Annotated in this window: 19 protein-coding genes; 9 read left to right on the top strand and 10 right to left on the bottom strand. The window is 36.8% G+C overall.

The window, feature by feature from the left end:
• The first annotated feature begins 61 nt into the window (after positions 1-61).
• On the top strand, positions 62-2,830 hold the full coding sequence (gene acs / locus K2F26_RS02565; protein ID WP_220610222.1) for an acetate--CoA ligase alpha subunit: 2,769 nt from the start codon (positions 62-64) through the stop codon (positions 2,828-2,830).
• Positions 2,831-2,925: 95 nt separating this feature from the next.
• Entirely contained in the window at positions 2,926-3,678 is a 753-nt protein-coding gene (locus K2F26_RS02570) for a DUF6920 family protein (RefSeq protein WP_220610223.1), read from the top strand.
• A gap of 86 nt (positions 3,679-3,764) precedes the next feature.
• Here the strand turns inward: K2F26_RS02570 and K2F26_RS02575 are convergent, their stop codons facing one another.
• The 4 genes from K2F26_RS02575 to K2F26_RS02590 are packed head-to-tail and all read right to left on the bottom strand — an operon-like array spanning position 3,765 to position 5,470.
• Entirely contained in the window at positions 3,765-3,968 is a 204-nt protein-coding gene (locus tag K2F26_RS02575; RefSeq protein WP_194054179.1) for a DUF2283 domain-containing protein, read from the bottom strand.
• On the bottom strand, positions 3,965-4,477 hold the full coding sequence (locus K2F26_RS02580; RefSeq protein ID WP_220610224.1) for a DUF4258 domain-containing protein: 513 nt from the start codon (positions 4,475-4,477) through the stop codon (positions 3,965-3,967). Before K2F26_RS02580 ends, K2F26_RS02575 begins: the two co-directional genes overlap by 4 nt.
• A gap of 38 nt (positions 4,478-4,515) precedes the next feature.
• Complete coding sequence (locus tag K2F26_RS02585; protein ID WP_220610225.1) at positions 4,516-4,971, bottom strand: hypothetical protein; 456 nt, start codon at positions 4,969-4,971, stop codon at positions 4,516-4,518.
• A gap of 16 nt (positions 4,972-4,987) precedes the next feature.
• On the bottom strand, positions 4,988-5,470 hold the full coding sequence (locus tag K2F26_RS02590; protein ID WP_220610226.1) for an adenosine-specific kinase: 483 nt from the start codon (positions 5,468-5,470) through the stop codon (positions 4,988-4,990).
• Between the two features lie 50 nt (positions 5,471-5,520).
• On the opposite strand from K2F26_RS02590, the gene K2F26_RS02595 reads away from it, so the two are divergent.
• Positions 5,521-6,165, top strand: coding sequence for a PAP/fibrillin family protein (locus K2F26_RS02595; RefSeq protein WP_220610227.1), 645 nt, complete (start codon positions 5,521-5,523; stop codon positions 6,163-6,165).
• Between the two features lie 185 nt (positions 6,166-6,350).
• Here K2F26_RS02595 and K2F26_RS02600 read toward each other — a convergent pair whose 3' ends face one another.
• On the bottom strand, positions 6,351-7,271 hold the full coding sequence (locus K2F26_RS02600) for a CoB--CoM heterodisulfide reductase iron-sulfur subunit B family protein (RefSeq protein WP_220610228.1): 921 nt from the start codon (positions 7,269-7,271) through the stop codon (positions 6,351-6,353).
• Between the two features lie 241 nt (positions 7,272-7,512).
• Between K2F26_RS02600 and acpP the strand changes: the two genes are divergently transcribed.
• The 5 genes from acpP (at position 7,513) to K2F26_RS02625 (ending at position 13,066) form a co-directional block, all read left to right on the top strand.
• A complete protein-coding gene (gene acpP, locus K2F26_RS02605) occupies positions 7,513-7,752 on the top strand; it encodes an acyl carrier protein (RefSeq protein ID WP_220610229.1) in 240 nt (79 codons plus the stop codon).
• A 170-nt stretch (positions 7,753-7,922) separates the two neighbouring features.
• Complete coding sequence (gene fabF, locus K2F26_RS02610; protein ID WP_194054163.1) at positions 7,923-9,170, top strand: beta-ketoacyl-ACP synthase II; 1,248 nt, start codon at positions 7,923-7,925, stop codon at positions 9,168-9,170.
• A gap of 334 nt (positions 9,171-9,504) precedes the next feature.
• Complete coding sequence (gene tkt, locus K2F26_RS02615) at positions 9,505-11,517, top strand: transketolase (protein WP_220610230.1); 2,013 nt, start codon at positions 9,505-9,507, stop codon at positions 11,515-11,517.
• A 238-nt stretch (positions 11,518-11,755) separates the two neighbouring features.
• Positions 11,756-12,082 (top strand): hypothetical protein, encoded by a 327-nt coding sequence (locus K2F26_RS02620; protein ID WP_220610231.1) that lies wholly within the window; start codon positions 11,756-11,758, stop codon positions 12,080-12,082.
• 378 nt (positions 12,083-12,460) lie between these two features.
• Positions 12,461-13,066 (top strand): DUF4360 domain-containing protein, encoded by a 606-nt coding sequence (locus K2F26_RS02625; protein ID WP_220610232.1) that lies wholly within the window; start codon positions 12,461-12,463, stop codon positions 13,064-13,066.
• A 141-nt stretch (positions 13,067-13,207) separates the two neighbouring features.
• Here the strand turns inward: K2F26_RS02625 and K2F26_RS02630 are convergent, their stop codons facing one another.
• The 4 genes from K2F26_RS02630 to K2F26_RS02645 all read right to left on the bottom strand — a co-directional run bounded on the left by K2F26_RS02630 (position 13,208) and on the right by K2F26_RS02645 (position 15,594).
• Positions 13,208-13,540: an MAE_28990/MAE_18760 family HEPN-like nuclease gene (locus K2F26_RS02630; protein ID WP_220610233.1), complete on the bottom strand. Its 333-nt coding sequence runs from the start codon at positions 13,538-13,540 to the stop codon at positions 13,208-13,210.
• Between the two features lie 10 nt (positions 13,541-13,550).
• Complete coding sequence (locus K2F26_RS02635) at positions 13,551-14,633, bottom strand: DUF262 domain-containing protein (RefSeq protein WP_220610234.1); 1,083 nt, start codon at positions 14,631-14,633, stop codon at positions 13,551-13,553.
• Positions 14,634-14,769: 136 nt separating this feature from the next.
• Positions 14,770-15,339 (bottom strand): PIN domain-containing protein, encoded by a 570-nt coding sequence (locus K2F26_RS02640; protein WP_220610235.1) that lies wholly within the window; start codon positions 15,337-15,339, stop codon positions 14,770-14,772.
• On the bottom strand, positions 15,340-15,594 hold the full coding sequence (locus K2F26_RS02645; protein WP_220610236.1) for a helix-turn-helix domain-containing protein: 255 nt from the start codon (positions 15,592-15,594) through the stop codon (positions 15,340-15,342).
• Positions 15,595-15,805: 211 nt separating this feature from the next.
• On the opposite strand from K2F26_RS02645, the gene tnpA reads away from it, so the two are divergent.
• Positions 15,806-16,243 (top strand): IS200/IS605 family transposase, encoded by a 438-nt coding sequence (gene tnpA, locus K2F26_RS02650; protein WP_220610237.1) that lies wholly within the window; start codon positions 15,806-15,808, stop codon positions 16,241-16,243.
• Positions 16,244-16,541: 298 nt separating this feature from the next.
• On the opposite strand, the gene K2F26_RS02655 is transcribed toward tnpA, so the two are convergent.
• The gene (locus K2F26_RS02655) at positions 16,542-17,030 is read right to left on the bottom strand and encodes a helix-turn-helix transcriptional regulator (protein WP_220610238.1); all 489 of its coding nucleotides are present in this window, start codon (positions 17,028-17,030) and stop codon (positions 16,542-16,544) included.
• Positions 17,031-17,098: the final 68 nt, after the last annotated feature.

Raw genomic sequence — 17,098 nt, forward strand, 5'->3', positions numbered from 1 at the left:
TCCATCTCCCTATCTTTACTGTCACCTGTCACCTGTCACTTATTGAAAGGAGTAATTAATTATGCAAGCATCTATCAAACCAACCGCAGACAAAGCTTACGACATCTTACAAACTGAGAGACTAAACCCCTTAGACGCGATTTTTGCACCTCAAACCGTTGCTGTTATTGGTGCTAGTGAAAAACCTGGAAGTGTGGGTAGAACTTTACTTTGGAATTTAATTACTAACCCCTTTAATGGAACAGTTTTTCCTATCAATCCTAAACGCAATAGTGTATTAGGAATTAAAGCTTATCCTACTATTTTTGATGTTCCTGAAAAAATAGATTTAGCGGTAATTGCCACCCCAGCACCTACAGTACCACAAATTATTAATGATTGTGTCAAAGCCGGAATAAAAGGAGCAATAATAATCTCCGCTGGTTTTAAAGAAGCAGGAGAAAAAGGAATAGCTTTAGAAAAAGAAATTCTGGAAATAGCACACAAAGGAAAAATTAGAATTATTGGACCAAACTGTTTAGGGGTCATGAGTCCAATTTCCGGTTTAAATGCGACATTTGCGAGTAAAATGGCACAACCAGGAAATGTAGGTTTCCTCAGTCAAAGCGGTGCTTTATGTACATCTATTTTAGATTGGAGTTTACAGGAAAACGTTGGTTTTAGTGCCTTCGTTTCTATCGGTTCAATGTTAGATATAGGTTGGGGAGATTTAATTTATTATTTGGGAGATGACCCCAATACAAAAAGTATTGTAATTTATATGGAATCCATCGGTGATGCGCGTTCTTTTCTATCCGCAGCGAGAGAAGTAGCATTAACAAAACCGATAATTGTTATCAAAGCCGGTCGGACAGCAGCAGCAGCAAAAGCGGCCGCTTCTCACACAGGTTCATTAGCAGGAAGTGATGCTGTTTTAGATGCTGCATTTAGAAGATGTGGAGTATTAAGAGTTAATAGTATTTCTGATTTATTTGATATGTCAGAAGTATTAGCAAAACAACCGCGCCCCAAAGGTCCAAGTTTAACAATTTTAACTAATGCTGGTGGTCCTGGAGTATTAGCCACCGATACATTGATAGAAAGTAGAGGCAAACTAGCACCAATTTCCGAAGAAATCATGCAGGGTTTAAATGAAATTTTACCCCCACAATGGAGTCATAATAACCCGATTGATATTTTAGGAGATGCTGACCCAGAACGCTATACAAAAGCCTTAGAAATTGCTGCCAAAGATCCTAATAGTGATGGGTTATTAGTAATTTTAACACCCCAAGCTATGACCGATCCGACAAAAATTGCCGAGGAATTAAAACCCTATTCACAAATGGCGAATAAACCAATTTTAGCTAGTTGGATGGGTGGGGAAGATGTGGCAGAAGGAAAACAAATTCTCAACCATCAAGGCATTCCTACTTATGATTATCCCGATACAGCAGCTAAAATATTTAGCTATATGTGGCGGTATAGTTATAACCTCAAGGGAATTTATGAAACTCCTGTTTTACCAAGTTTAGAATGTGATACAAATACCCGTAATTGTGCATTGGTGGAAACCATTATTAAGGATGCCAGAAAAGCCGGAAGAGCGATTTTAACAGAGTTTGAATCTAAAGAAATATTAGCCGCCTATGGTATTCCGGTAGTTGCTGGAAGTATTGCTAAGAGTGCAGAAGAAGCAGTAGAATGTGCTGAGAAAATCGGTTATCCCGTGGTTTTGAAATTGTATTCGCAAACAATTACCCATAAAACAGATGTGGGAGGAGTACAGTTAAATTTGCGAAATGCAGAAGCTGTTAAAAGAGCTTATCATTTAATAGAAACTTCGGTATTAGAAAAAGCTAAACCAGAAGATTTTTTAGGCGTAACCGTGCAGCAAATGGTCAAAACTAGCGGTTATGAATTGATCATTGGTAGTAGTTTAGATCCGCAGTTTGGACCAGTATTATTATTTGGTGCTGGGGGAGAATTAGTCGAGGTTTTCCAAGATAGCGCCATAGCTTTACCACCTTTAAATACTACCCTAGCACGGCGGATGATGGAACAAACGAAAATCTATAAAGCATTAAAAGGAGTGCGGGGTAGACAAAGTATTGATATGGCAGCTTTGGAGGAATTGTTAGTAGTATTTAGTCATTTGGTAGTAGAACAACCAGCGATTAAAGAAATAGATATTAATCCTTTATTAGCTATTCCTCCCTCTCCTGATCATCCTGGTGGTTTAATAGCATTAGATGGTAGAATAGTTTTACATTCTGCGGATGTAGGAGAAACGGAATTACCAAAATTAGCAATTCGTCCCTATCCTCACCAATATGTTAGTAATTGGACATTGAAAAATGGTATACCTGTTACTATTCGTCCGATCCGTCCAGAAGATGAACCATTAATGGTAAAATTCCATAAAACACTATCAGAGGAAAGTGTTTATTTGCGGTATTTTCACATGGTTAAATTAAGTCAAAGAATAGCTCATGAAAGACTGACAAGAATTTGTTTTATTGACTATGATCGAGAAATGGCATTAGTCGCAGAACATCACAACCCAGAAACTCAAGCAACGGAAATTTTAGCTGTAGGAAGATTGAGTAAATTACATGGTAATGATGGGGCGGAATTTGCTATGCTGGTGAGCGATCGCTATCAATGTAATGGTTTAGGTACAGAGTTACTCAAGAGATTAATAGAAGTAGGTAAAAACGAGAAAATATCCTCTATTTCTGCTGATATCTTAGCTGATAATTTAGGAATGCAGAAAGTATGTGAAAGACTCGGTTTTAAGATGTCACATAGCAATGATGCAACAGTCTTAAAAGCGGAAATTGATTTGTAGTCAGGAGTCAGGAGTCAGGAGTTGTTAATTTTAACTTTTGACTTTTGACTTGATCTCTTCCCTGTTTTATTTTTCGGTTAGTAAATTTATCCAAAATGATGACAACACAAATTAATCAAATTTGGCAAAATTTGGAAAATACAAAAACAGAAAAACAAACATTTACCGAGGATTTAATTGCTGAATTACCAGAACCAGTACAACGTTATTTCTTACACGCTATTACTTTGGGAACACCGTTAGCAACTGGTGTGAAGTTAAAAATGCAAGGTTATTTTCAACCCAGTAAAGATAAAAAATTACCCATGCAAGCTACAGAAATTTTAACTGCTAAAGGATTTGTTTGGCAAGCAGTAATGGGTAATAAATTTTTTAACATTAAAGGGGCAGATTACTATTATAATCATTCAGGAAAAGTAGAGTTTAAAATTTTGGGTTTAATCCCATTAGTCAAAGAGGAAAATCCCGACATTAACCGTTCTAGTATTGGTAGATTTGCAGGTGAATTATTCTGGTTGCCATCTGCTTTATTACCACAAAATCAAGTAATTTGGCAAGCTATTGATCACAATACAATTCAAGCAACTTGCAATATTGAGTGTGAAACAGTTAATCTAACTTTTATTATTGATGAAAATGGTAGAGTTTTAGAAGTAAAATTACCACGTTGGGGAAATCAAACCACAGATAAAACTTGGCAATATATACCCTTTGGTGGCACATTTGCACAGGAAACCACTTTTCAAGGTTTTACTATTCCTTCCCAAATAAATGCGGGATGGTGGTTAGGAACAGAAAATTATAATGGGTTTTTTCAAGCAAGTATTGAGGAAGCGGAATTTTTTTAGTTGTTGTTAAGTCTGTAGGTACAAGACATAATTTTATGCTTATAGATGATGAAATAATCAGTCGCAAAAGTCTTGATCAGATTTGTTTAAGATTGAGAAATTTCCACTTTTATATTCTTTGTAGTCAAATTGATCCTACTAGATAACTGTAAGACTTCAATACCCACAACTTGATTCTCTTCATTAAAATCAAGCACAATTCCTGGATAAACTTCCTCAGATTCAATAATTTTCGATTCATCAAGACGTAAATACAAAGCATCCGCTTCTTCATCAATATGTACTTTCATAATTTATTCCTTTGGGTGCGGTCAAAATAAACAGTGATAATTCGCCAAGGTTCTTTATTTTCATTGTACACAACACGCAATACTCTATTGCCATTTTCAGGAATGCGAGCTAAAGCGTGACGTAATTCTGGATCTTCCCGATCTGGTTCTGTTTTTTGAGGTTCTGCTAATACCCGTGTTATCCATTCTAGTTGAATTTCCCGTGCAGTAATAACTTGTTGGGCATGAACGGTCAAATCATAAGGAAAGTTGTTTGTGGCATTTTCTCTAGTTTTTTCTACAGTTTTAAATCTAAACACACCAGAACGCCAAGCCCAAAAGTCAGGGGCAAATTTAGCTAATCTATTAATAGCATAATCTGGTAAAATAAATAAAATGGGATGGGGTACGGTTTTTTTATAAGCATCCCGGACAAAATTCAAATCTTGTAAAACTGGCGGATAGTCACCAGTAAGACCAATAGATTTTTCTAAACCTTGAATAAACACGAAGATACCCAACTTATTCAAGAAGTAAGAGATTTAAAAATATCATCATTTGTTATCCCTTAACTGAAAGGTATAGAAATATTGCCTTCTGGCTGATTTTGTCTATTTACTGGATATTTCATCCACTGATAAGCCACAAAAATCAACAATAAACCAATCAAAAATAATAACACCATCAAAGCAATTTGATACCAAATAACTTGGGTTAAAAGTAAATCTAAAACTAGGTGGATTAAATTCATTACACCATAAAAAATAGTTAAGCCAAAATGAATAACTCGATAACGTTTATTTTCTGTAAATGTATTCCCAATAATTGCTAACATTGGCAATACAAAGAAGCCTAACATTAACCAAAAAATACCCGATACTTCATTAAGTGATGTTGCTGGTTGGGATTCTAATACATCTAACCCGTGAAATAATGGCATTAAACCCAACTGTGTATGAAACAACGTACCTAATAAAAAAACTATCCATAGATTAATAATTTTTTGTCTATAATTAATTGCCATTTTTCTTGCACAATTACTACATTTTATAACCAAATTTACGCAGTAAATCATGACGTGATTTTATATCCTCATTTCCTTCTACACCCTTGGGTAAAAATCCATCAATCACACCAATAATACCCCTTCCTTGTTCGGTTTCTGCTAAAATCACTTGTACAGGATTAGCAGTAGCACAATAAATATTGCAAACTTCTGGACATTGTTTAATAGCATTAAGAAAGTTTATTGGATAAGCATCTTTTAACACAATTAAAAAACAGTGTCCAGCACTTATAGATTTGGCATTTTTAGTAGCTACTTCTTGCAAAGTATGATCATTTCCAGCCATTCTAATTAAACAAGCGGCGGATGCTTCACAGAAAGCAATACCAAATTTTACCTGTGAAGATATACCTACCATGATTTCATATAAATCCTCCACAGTTTTGATAAAGTGAGTTTGTCCTAAAATCAGGTTACAACCTACAGGAATTTCTAAATTTACAGTTTTTACTTCCATTTTGGGTTACAATTTAATTTGTTAATTACTGCATTGCCAAGTATCAGTTTATGGAACGTCAAGCATTGAAAGAAAAATTACAAGTATTAATTAAGGAACTGAAAAAACAGGATGATGATTCTCCTATTACTAATTTAAAAATTGACAAAAAGAAAGCCGCAGAAATAGAAAATTTAACAGTTGAATTAGAAAATCTCAATCCCCATCCTCAACCACTCCAGAATGCTATTAATTTATTAAATGGAATCTGGCAATTACAATACTCTACAGCTAGAGAAATTCGCGCTTTGGATTCTCTCCCATTAGGATTAAGAATAGGTAAAGTATTTCAAGTAATTAATGTTGCTGACGCACAATTTTTTAACCTTGCTTATGTCAAACATCCCCTAAAATTTATTTCAGGATATGTAAAAGTAACAGCTAGATTTGAACCTGATTTAGCTCAATCTAACTTACCAGATAAGCGAATTAATGTTTATTTTGATAAACGTTATTTAGCGATTGACAAAATTTTAGGTGTTAACACTCCTCAGTTAAATCCTTTTAAAGTTGTAGATGCTAAAGGTCCCAAAGGTAGAGTTGCAACTCTGGATATTACTTACTTAGATGAAACATTAAGGATTGGTAGAGGAGGTGATGAAAGTTTATTTATTCTCCAGAAAGCTGATGATTTACCTGAGTTACAGCAGATTTAACCCATTTTTTGTAAGCATTCAGCAGTCTGTCTCCGTCAGCAATTTTCTTACTAACTCAGTCTCACTCAAGACAAAACCTGTTAGCGTAGCCATTTACTGATTACTGATAGCTGAATACTGACATTTTTTTTGACAATCTGCGCCCTCAAGGGACGCAGATTGTGGGTTCAAAGAGTCTACTTAGATTAGATTCCCAATTTTTCTAACACTGGTTTTGTGGAAACAATGTGACGCTCTAAACCCAGTAATTCAGGACTAACTCCTAAAGCCAAAGCAATTAATTGTGGTAAATGTAAAATAGGTAAACCTAATTTTTTACCAATCACCTTTTCTACCTCTGGTTGACGAGAATCTAAATTAAGATGACACAGGGGACAAGGTGTAACAATACAATCAGCACCACTTGACAAAGCTTCTTGAATGTGCATACCTGCCATTTGGAAAGATTCGGTAGTAGCATAACTAGAAAGAGGCCAACCGCAACATTGGGTGCGTCCACGATAATATATAGGAGTTGCCCCCACAGCCCGAAAAACATTTTCCATTGCTTCTGGGTTAAATGGATCATCATAGGGCATGGATTTTTGAGCGCGAAGGAGATAACAGCCATAAAAAGCTGCACACTTGAGGTTAGATAACTTGCGGGTGACACGCTGGCTGATTTTGTCTAAACCATAATCTGTAACCAAAGCATAAAGCAAATGTTTAACGTCTGTGCTGCCCCGATAAGGAGAACAACCTTCTTTTTCTAGTAAGCCATTAACTTGATTAAGATAAGCAGGGTTAGTTGTTTGGCATTGCTTTAGACGTTCATCAACATGACCAATAACACCTTGACAGGTGCTGCAATGAGTAAGAAGAGGCAGATTTAATTCTTCTGCTAAAGCTATATTTCGGGCGTTAACTGTATCTTCTAACAATTGAGAATCTTCTTTAAACGTACCTGAACCGCAACAAGCAGCTTTTTTAAGTTCAATGAGTTCTATACCCAAAGCTTGGGTAAGTGATTGAGTAGACAGATAAAGCTCCCGACAAGCACCTTGAGCAACACAACCGGGATAGTAAGCGTATTTTAAGACTTGAGATTTTAAGACTTGAGATAGCATAAAATAAAATTAAGTTTTGGTTATAGGCGTAGCGATCGCCCTGGTAAGACAAATTTAGCAGTTTCATTATCTCCCAACAGCAAGCAGGGGAATATTAATAACCCAGTCCCCAGTCCCCAGTCATCAATTACCTTTTTCTGATAACTGTACTCAGGATCACCCTTTCCGATAAGATGTATATGCTCAAAGCAAGATTGCCTATAAAGAGCAGATCATAGCAACTGGTTAAGGACTTTTATCTATGAGTGAATCACCAACTTTTGACCGGGTTAAAAAAATCGTCGTTGAGCAACTAGAGGTTGATGAAGCAAAAGTAGTGCCAAAAGCCTCGTTTACAGATGATTTAGGGGCTGACTCCCTAGATATCGTGGAACTGGTCATGGCTTTGGAAGAAGAATTTGATCTAGAAATTCCTGATGAAGCCGCCGAAAAGATTTTAACGGTTCAAGAGGTAGTAGACTACATCGACAATCAAGAATAACTTTGTTACATCTGCCTTGTGAGTTGTGAGGGAATGGGTATCAGGGGCTGGGGACTGAGAAATATTGAATTTTGAAATGTTCCTAATTTTGATCCCAATTATCCTTCATCCCTCATCACCAGTCTTTATATTGTTATACCTGCTGCTTTTTCGCCACCTTTAACTGAATCATGACAGATTATAAACGTAACCGCGTTGTTGTAACTGGTGTTGGCGCGATTACACCTATTGGTAACACACCATCTGAATATTGGGAAGGATTGTTAAGCGGACGTAATGGCATAGACCACATCACAGCTTTTGATGCGTCTAAGCATGACTGCCGCATTGCGGGGGAAGTGAAAAACTTTGATCCGCATGAATACATGGAGCGCAAAGAAGCCAAGCGCACTGATCGTTTTGCCCAATTTGCGATCGCAGGTGCTAAACAGGCTATATCAGACGCACAATTAGTTATCAATGACCTCAACGCCGAGCAAATAGGTGTCATGATCGGTTCAGGCATTGGTGGCATTAAAGTATTAGAAGACCAGCAAACAGTCTATCTAAACAAAGGACCAGACCGCTGTAGTCCATTCATGATACCGATGATGATTGCCAACATGGCAGCAGGATTAACAGCAATTCATACTGGTGCAAAAGGTCCAAACTCCTGTTCTGTGACAGCTTGTGCCGCTGGTTCTAACTCTATCGGTGATGCCTTTCGCTTAATTCAAAATGGCTATGCCCAAGCAATGATTTGTGGCGGTTCGGAAGCAGCAGTTACACCATTGTCTGTAGCTGGATTTGCCGCAGCTAGGGCGCTATCTACAAAAAATGACCCGGAAAAAGCTTGTCGTCCCTTTGACAAAGATCGGGATGGCTTTGTCATGGGTGAAGGTTCAGGAATTTTAATTCTGGAAGAATTAGAACACGCAATCAGTCGTGGTGCGAGAATTTATGCAGAAATGGTCGGCTATGGGATGACCTGTGATGCCTATCATATTACTTCCCCCGTACCCGGTGGTTTAGGTGCAGCTAGAGCAATGGAACTGGCACTCAAAGATGGTCAACTGACACCAGAAATGATTACCTATATTAATGCTCATGGAACCAGCACCCCAGCCAATGATGTCACAGAAACGGCAGCTATCAAAAAGGCTTTAGGCGATTATGCTTATAAGATAGCAATTAGTTCCACCAAATCCATGACAGGTCATTTGTTAGGTGGTTCAGGAGGAATAGAAGCAGTAGCTACAGTTTTGGCGATCGCTCATGACCACATCCCCCCCACCATCCACTTGGATAATCCTGATGAGGGTTGTGATTTAGATTACGTACCTCACACCAGCCGCGCTCAAATCGTAGAGGTGGCTTTATCCAACTCCTTTGGTTTTGGTGGTCATAATGTCACCTTAGCATTTAGGAAATATCGTTAATGGTGATTGGTGACTGGTGACTGGTGATTGGTGATTGGGAGTTATTTATTTTTAACTTTAGACTTTAGACTTTTGACTTGATTTTCTCCCCATCTCCTCACCTCCCTATCTCCCTAACTTTCCCCCTGGAACGTATTATATATGTCATTCCCAGCTAAACCAAGGGTTTGGCATGACCAAATTATTAGCTCTATTCATCACCTAAAACTCAGAAGATCCCGCTTGTCCTTATGCTAGTAAGAATGGGATGATGTAAATTGTGGGATCACTTGATAATGAACCCAAAAACAGAAAGCTACAAAGAGTCCTAACCCGTCGTTAACAATAAAAGATTATGGCTGTTGCAACAAAATCCATCGAAGAACTTTGTATTAACTCAATCCGTTTTTTGGCTGTTGATGCCATAGAAAAATCCAAGTCGGGACACCCCGGACTACCTATGGGCGCTGCTCCTATGGCGTTTGTCCTGTGGGACTCCTTCATGCGGTATAACCCCAAAAATCCTAAATGGTTTAACCGCGATCGCTTTGTCTTATCTGCTGGTCATGGCTCGATGTTGCAGTATGCCTTACTGTATCTCATGGGCTACGATAGCGTTACCATAGACGACATCAAGCAATTTCGTCAATGGGGGTCTAAGACCCCAGGCCACCCAGAAAACTTTGTGACAGATGGTGTGGAAGTAACTACAGGTCCTTTGGGTCAAGGTATTGCTAACGCAGTGGGTTTAGCTTTAGCAGAAGCACACCTAGCAGCTAAATTTAACAAACCCGATGCCACAATTGTAGACCACTACACCTATGTAATTCTGGGTGATGGTTGCAACATGGAAGGTATTTCCGGTGAAGCTGCTTCTATCGCTGGACACTGGGGATTAGGTAAATTAATCGCCCTGTACGATGATAACCACATCTCTATTGATGGTTCTACCGATGTAGCTTTTACCGAAGATGTTTCTAAGAGATTTGAAGCCTACGGTTGGCACGTACTTCACGTTAAAGATGGTAACACCGATTTAGAAGGAATTGCCAAAGCGATCGAAGCTGCAAAAGCTGTCACCGACAAACCCACCATGATCAAGGTGACAACCACCATTGGTTATGGTTCTCCCAACAAAGCAAATACCGCTGGTATTCACGGTGCTGCGCTAGGTGCAGATGAAACAACATTAACCCGGAAAAACTTAGGTTGGGACTATGCACCCTTTGAAATTCCTCAAGACGTTCTTAACCACACCCGCAAAGCAGTAGAACGTGGTGCTGCTTACGAAGCAGAGTGGAACAAAACCTTCGCTGAATACAAAGTTAAATATGCCCAAGAAGGGGCAGAATTTGCACGTTTCCTCAGTGGTAAATTACCAGAAGGTTGGGATCAAGTTCTTCCCACCTACACCGCCGAAGACAAAGCACAACCTACCCGTAAACACTCAGAAATCTGCCTCAACAAACTAGGCGCTGTTTTACCTGAATTAATCGGTGGTTCTGCTGACTTAACCCACTCCAACCTCACCGAACTCAAAGGTGCTGGAGACTTCCAAAAAGGACAATTCCAAAACCGTAACATTCACTTTGGTGTACGGGAACACGCAATGGGCGCAATCTGTAACGGTATAGCCTTACATCGTTCCGGTTTAATGCCCTACGGTGCAACATTCCTCATCTTTACAGACTATATGCGGGCGGCTATTCGTTTAGCTGCGCTCTCTGAAGCTGGGGCAATTTGGGTAATGACTCACGACTCCATCGGCCAAGGCGAAGACGGTCCTACTCACCAACCCATTGAAACCTTAGCTTCTCTGCGTGCTATTCCTGATTTAACAGTAATTCGTCCCGCAGATGGCAATGAAACCTCTGGTGCTTACAAAGTAGCGATCCAAAAGTCTAAGGAAAATGCTTCCACTCTCTTAGCTTTCACCCGTCAGAACGTTCCCAACTTAGGTGGTACATCTGTTGATGGTGTGGCTAAAGGTGCATACACCATTGTAGATTGTGCTGGTACACCAGACATCATTTTAATTGGTACTGGTTCAGAACTGAGCCTGTGTGTGACTGCGGCTGAGAAATTAACCGCCGAAGGTAAGAAAGTCCGCGTTGTTTCTATGCCTTCTACAGAATTATTTGATGCTCAAGATGCAGCTTACAAAGAATCTGTACTACCAAAATCTGTGACAAAGCGTTTAGCAGTAGAAGCTAGTTGCAGTTTTGGCTGGCATAAATATGTTGGTACTGAAGGCGATACAGTCAGTATTGATAGCTTTGGTGCTTCTGCTCCTGGTGGTACTTGTATGGAGAAATTTGGTTTTACTGTTGATAATGTATTGGCTAAAGCTAAAGCATTGTTGGGTTAATTAGCAACAGAATATTTCTCTTATTTTCTGGGGTGGGATGAAAATCCTGCCCTTTTTTTGTGTCTACTGGTAAGTACCCAAGCAAAATTAATTTAACATATTGAGTGAAAACAAAAATGTCTGTATTCCTTACCTGTTCCCTGTTAAGAGTTAAGAGTTCCCTCTCCCAAATATAAAATTTATTTTGCACGACTACTTATAAGCTATGAGAACCCACAAAAATAACATTAGATTAGATATGCAACAAACATTTAAAGGTGAAAAAAGAAACGGTGAAGATAGCAGTCCTGTAAGTGTCTGGACATTCACAGATAAAGGTGTAGAAATTCAAAACGGGACTATCTTATTTATTCCATATACGAAAATTGTCTGTTTCACCATCAACAGTAAAGATTTAACTTCTGTTCGTGATCCATTTGCACATTATTATATTCAGTTGCATATTAGCAGAGTAACAACGCGCAGTATAAATTCAACTTCTATTGATATAAATTTTAGCAATTCTGATTATGGTAAATCATGCGTTGAAAAAATTACGGAACTTCTTATGACAAAGATTGGTTAATTTAGATACTTCAATTTTGCTGCTGGCAACAAATAAAAAATCGCATAATTATGAAAGAGATATTAAGTTTTATAATCTAATTTTGTCAAATCAGAAACAAATTTGTCCTCATGTCAGTCTGATATTTAGAAAGTTGTTTACAGAACAACTTTTGTGAAAAGTTTGTTATTTACAGCTATTTCCAGGTAAATGAAACACACTTTAAGGAAAGTTGTGTAACTCAGCCCTGAGTTTATCTATGTTGAAAGAGAATTGGATAAATCTTGAGTAAGAGTAGGTAAAAAGGCGAAACAGGACAAAACAAGAATTATTCAGGGTGTGGTTTAAATACTTGGAAACATCTGTCACACCTTTGATAATATTTAGAACAGGTAAGTTATGAATCATCAAAAGTTCAAGAATATTGCTCGCAAAGCAACACCAGCTTTTTTGGCTGCTGCGACATTGACAATGGCCTCTGTTGGACCAGCCTTTGCTAATGAAAAAGTGCAAATTTTAGGGGCAGAATATGGTGGTAACGGTTGCCCTGAAGGATCTGCTAGTGTAAATGTCAGTCCAGATGGTCAAGAGTTAAGTATTCTCTTTGATCAATTTATAGCACTAGGAAATAATTCAGCACAGACACGCAAAAGCTGTAACTTAAGTATTCCCATTCAAGTACCCCAAGGCTTTCAAATTTCCCTCTATGATGCTGATTATCGGGGATATGTTGCTCCTGGAACAACTGGAAGACTAAGAGCAGAATACTTTTTTGCTGGTCAGCGTGGCCCTGTTTTTTCTAGGACATTTAGAGGCGAAACTGACTACAATGTTCGAGATAAATTAGTGACTGTGGGTGATGTCTGGTCAAGCTGTGGTGATAGTGTAAATATGCGGGTGAACGCGGCAATGATCGCTAATGGTCAAGGGATGGCGACTGTGGACTCCTTTGATCTTGCTCATCGCGGTTTGGTTTATCACATCAAATATCGCAGTTGTCGATAATATAGGAATCCTACTTGAATCTTGCTCAATATACTGAGAATCAATCGTTGATAATATAGGGTTTAGGGTTTACAGCTTGTTCAAAAATCAAATAGGAGTCCTATATCTATTAGACATCTCCGAAAAAGATGTAGGGACAATTCATGAATTGTCCCTACCAAGAGTTTCAGAATCTGGATATTGTTTAAATTGGGGAAATGTAGATTCAATATGATATATTATTATTGAATCACACACTTGATCAATAGTAAGTTCTAACTTATTTAACTCTCGAACATAGATTTGCAAAGAAGTTTGAATAAAACCTTCCCAAATAGCATAAACTATGGGGATGGAATAATAAAGAAATAATTCCTCATCTATATTTGAAAATCCATATCTAGCGCACAGCAATTTTAACCATGACATTAACTCTCTTCTTTCCTCAATGTCTGACATTATTTCTTGTTCTAAAAGAGTGATATTATTACTCATTACTTATTAATTATTTATTGATGTTGCCAAATATTCGCTTTGCTTCTGTCAGACGATTGATAATTCTATCTTTTTGATTATTTCCGCCTCTTCTAGAAAACTTGATTAAAATTGTATCTGTACGCACTTCCTTGTTTATTTTATTTAAGATCACATCTGAGGGTTGAGATTTGTAATAATCATAGTTTTCTGCAACACCAATAGTAATAACATCATAAAGAGCAGTGGCAAAATTGCCGTCATTCTGACGAAAAATCTTTCTTCCTAAAGGTTGCAGCAATGCAAAGACTTGAGTAAATATTTTTCTGTAACCTTCGTAATCAAAATGTTCATCTTCTAACGCATCTTTCATAAACTTAGTCATGTGTTGTGAAATACTGGTGCGGACTTTTTTGAGATTTTTGTAAAGAGAAATAAATCTCAACGCCAATTCTTCATCATATAATTGCTCATACTGCTCATTACTCAAATCAATTAATGTCCGAAAATCTTGATTAGCTGCAAGTTCTTTGAGAAAATCATTAAACTTAGGTGAAATATCCCTGTAAATACAATTTCTAATCTCCTGAGTAGTTAAAGGAGAACCACCAGTATTCAATCTATTAAAAAGTTCAAACCGCATATCATAATTACTATTGGTTCTGAGAATTTCTACTCTACAATTAGCTCTTTTTAAATTTAATCGAAATTTATTGGGTATAGTTTCATAAGTGAATCCTTCCAAAGATTCAACTTTTTCACCTGCTGTTAACATCCAATTGTTATTCTTCCTAATACCTTCATCTTCGCTTTTCAAAACTCCAAAAAAGGAAAGTACAGTAGAAATTCTTTGCAAACCATCCACTAATTCCCATACTCCTTCACTGTCTTCAGCTACAAATATGGGAGGAATAGGAATACCTAAAAGTATAGATTCAATAAACCGTGTTCTCTGTTCTATATCCCAACGAAAATATCTTTGAAATGCAGGTTTAATAACTATTTCCTTACGTTCATACATACCCATTATTTCACCGAAGGATACGTCAAGTCTATCGGTATGTAATAAATTTCTCTGTTCTTCGATTTGTATTGTTAGTTTTTCAGTATCCATATTATTTACCGTTAGCAATGGGTAATTGTTATTATCTGATTATATCAATTTGTAGGTTGGGTTGAGGAAACCCAACATCAAGCAATAATAATAAATATGTTGGGTTGCATTTCTTTCATTTAATCCAAACTATAACCTATAACAGTAATTCTTGTAAAATTGCCATAGATTTATTAAGTTGTTGTTTAATTAAAATATCTAATAATTGATCTGATGTCATTGGGGGATTTTTTAAAGTATTCAATTGATTTTTAAATGCTTGACAAACAAGCTCAGAATTAAGATTGATTAAATTCAAAATAAAATCATCTGGATGTTGTGCTTTAATACCATATTTTTCAATATATTCAGATGGAAAATCTTTTAAATTAAAAGTAACAATTATTTCAGCACAACTTTTAATAGCTGCTGCTAAAACATGACGATCATCTGCATCTGGAAGTTCTAATTCCTCAATTAATTGTTCATATCCTGTAACTAAACAATCTCGAACATTTTGATTCATTAAATTTTTCGTTCTTTCTAACTGTTTATAAGTGAGATCAGGGCGATTTTTCAAAACATTATTCATCCATTCTTTATGAATTTTTTCAGTCCATTTCGCCTGAAATAAATCAGTTAAAGCTAACCACATCAAAAAATCTCTGAGAGGTGCAGGATATAAAACACAAGCATCATAAACAACTATCAAACCAATTGATTGCATTTAATATCCCATATTTAATTTTTGAGCTTGTTTTGCTAATTCTGCTAAAGTTTCTTGACGTTTAGCATCAATTGTATTTTTATACTCTATTAAATCTTGATAGAATATTTGGCGATGATTTGCCGTTTTATGATAAGGAATTTCACCAGAGTCTAATAATTGAATCAGATACTGATGGGAAACATTGAGAATTTTAGCTGCTTCTTGTGTAGTTAATTGATCGGATGTAGTAAGATTCACTTTTCTGGTTTGCATTTTATTAACCTAATCTACAAATTTTAACTATGATTCTAACGGGTTTGTGTTGAGGTAATAATATTTATACATATATTATCAATGATACCATATTTTTTCAAGCCTGGGAATTAATTCCCAGTCTAATAACAAAAGTTGGCTGAAGCCGACTATTTTTTTATAAATTGTGGGAATAATGAATATGAAAACATCATTATCAACAGGGTGTATTATGGCTTCGTGGAGATTGTATTATCATTTGGTTTGGGCTACAAAAGAGCGTCAATTATTAATTACCAATGAGAGAGAACCGAAACTTTACAGTTACATTATTAGCAAAGCTGATGAATTAGAAACGATTATTCATGCTATTAATGGTACAGAAAATCACATTCATATAGTAGCTTCTATTCCTCCCAATATTTCTATTTCTGAATTTGTGCAAAAAATCAAAGGTAGCAGCACCCATTATATTAATAATGTATTTTCTGTAGAAGATATGTTTGGTTGGCAAAGAGGATATGGTGTTTTTTCGTTAGGCAGAAAACAACTAGAAGAAGCTGTGATTTATGTGAAAAATCAAAAGGAACATCATGCACAGGGTACAATAATTAAATCTTTGGAAGATTTTAATCAAGATGATGATCCACCACAAAAATTCTATATGTAGTCAGCTTTAGCTGACTTTGGTTATTAGCCTCAGAATTCATTCTGAGGCGGGCGTGGGGATAATGGTAAGATGGAATGTGGATATCAATGGAATTTTTAAGCCAGTCTGAAAATGTATTTTAAAACCCGCCTGGGAATGAATTTGAAATCATCAACAACCGGGAAATGAATTGTCGAAACGCAATAACCCGCCTGGGAATTAATTCCCAGTCTAATAGCAAAAGTCGGCTGAAGCCGACTATAAGATTTTCATTTTTATGACAGGTTTGTGATTAATTCTTTAGATTTTACCATATTTGTTAATTCAACTTACCATTGCTGTTAAAGTCTTGTATTACCGGATTTTCTGATGGTGAAGGAGCTACTATTCGGAGGTTAAAGTCAATTATTAATTGATTTTTTTCAAGAGTTATATTTGCTTTTTGTACCGATAATTTGATAGATACACCATCACCACTTTCTGATTCAATATAAAGCTGACTTTTATATCCTGCTTCCTCAAGCCATTCACTAATATTTCTCCAATTTTCTATTTTTTCATCACATTTATCTACTAGATTTTTCACATATTTATACAAAGTGTTACATAGATCAACTTCAACACCTTTAACATTTTTATTCAGTCTCTCAGCTATTTCCGAAGGACTGTAACCACAAAGTAACCCCCGCAAATGCAGTTTCTCAATAGGTGTAAGACGTTTTCCCTTAGCAGATGCAAGATCAGTATACAGCGTTTCCAAATCCCAGTATTTAGCAGCCTGAGCAAAGCTTTCTTCAACAGATGCCATTATCAACATTGTGTATATAAAATTCCTAACCTTATACTAGCCTAACTTCTAATCTTAGCTAGTACATA

This window comes from Sphaerospermopsis torques-reginae ITEP-024, assembly GCF_019598945.1.
GTDB lineage: Bacteria > Cyanobacteriota > Cyanobacteriia > Cyanobacteriales > Nostocaceae > Sphaerospermopsis.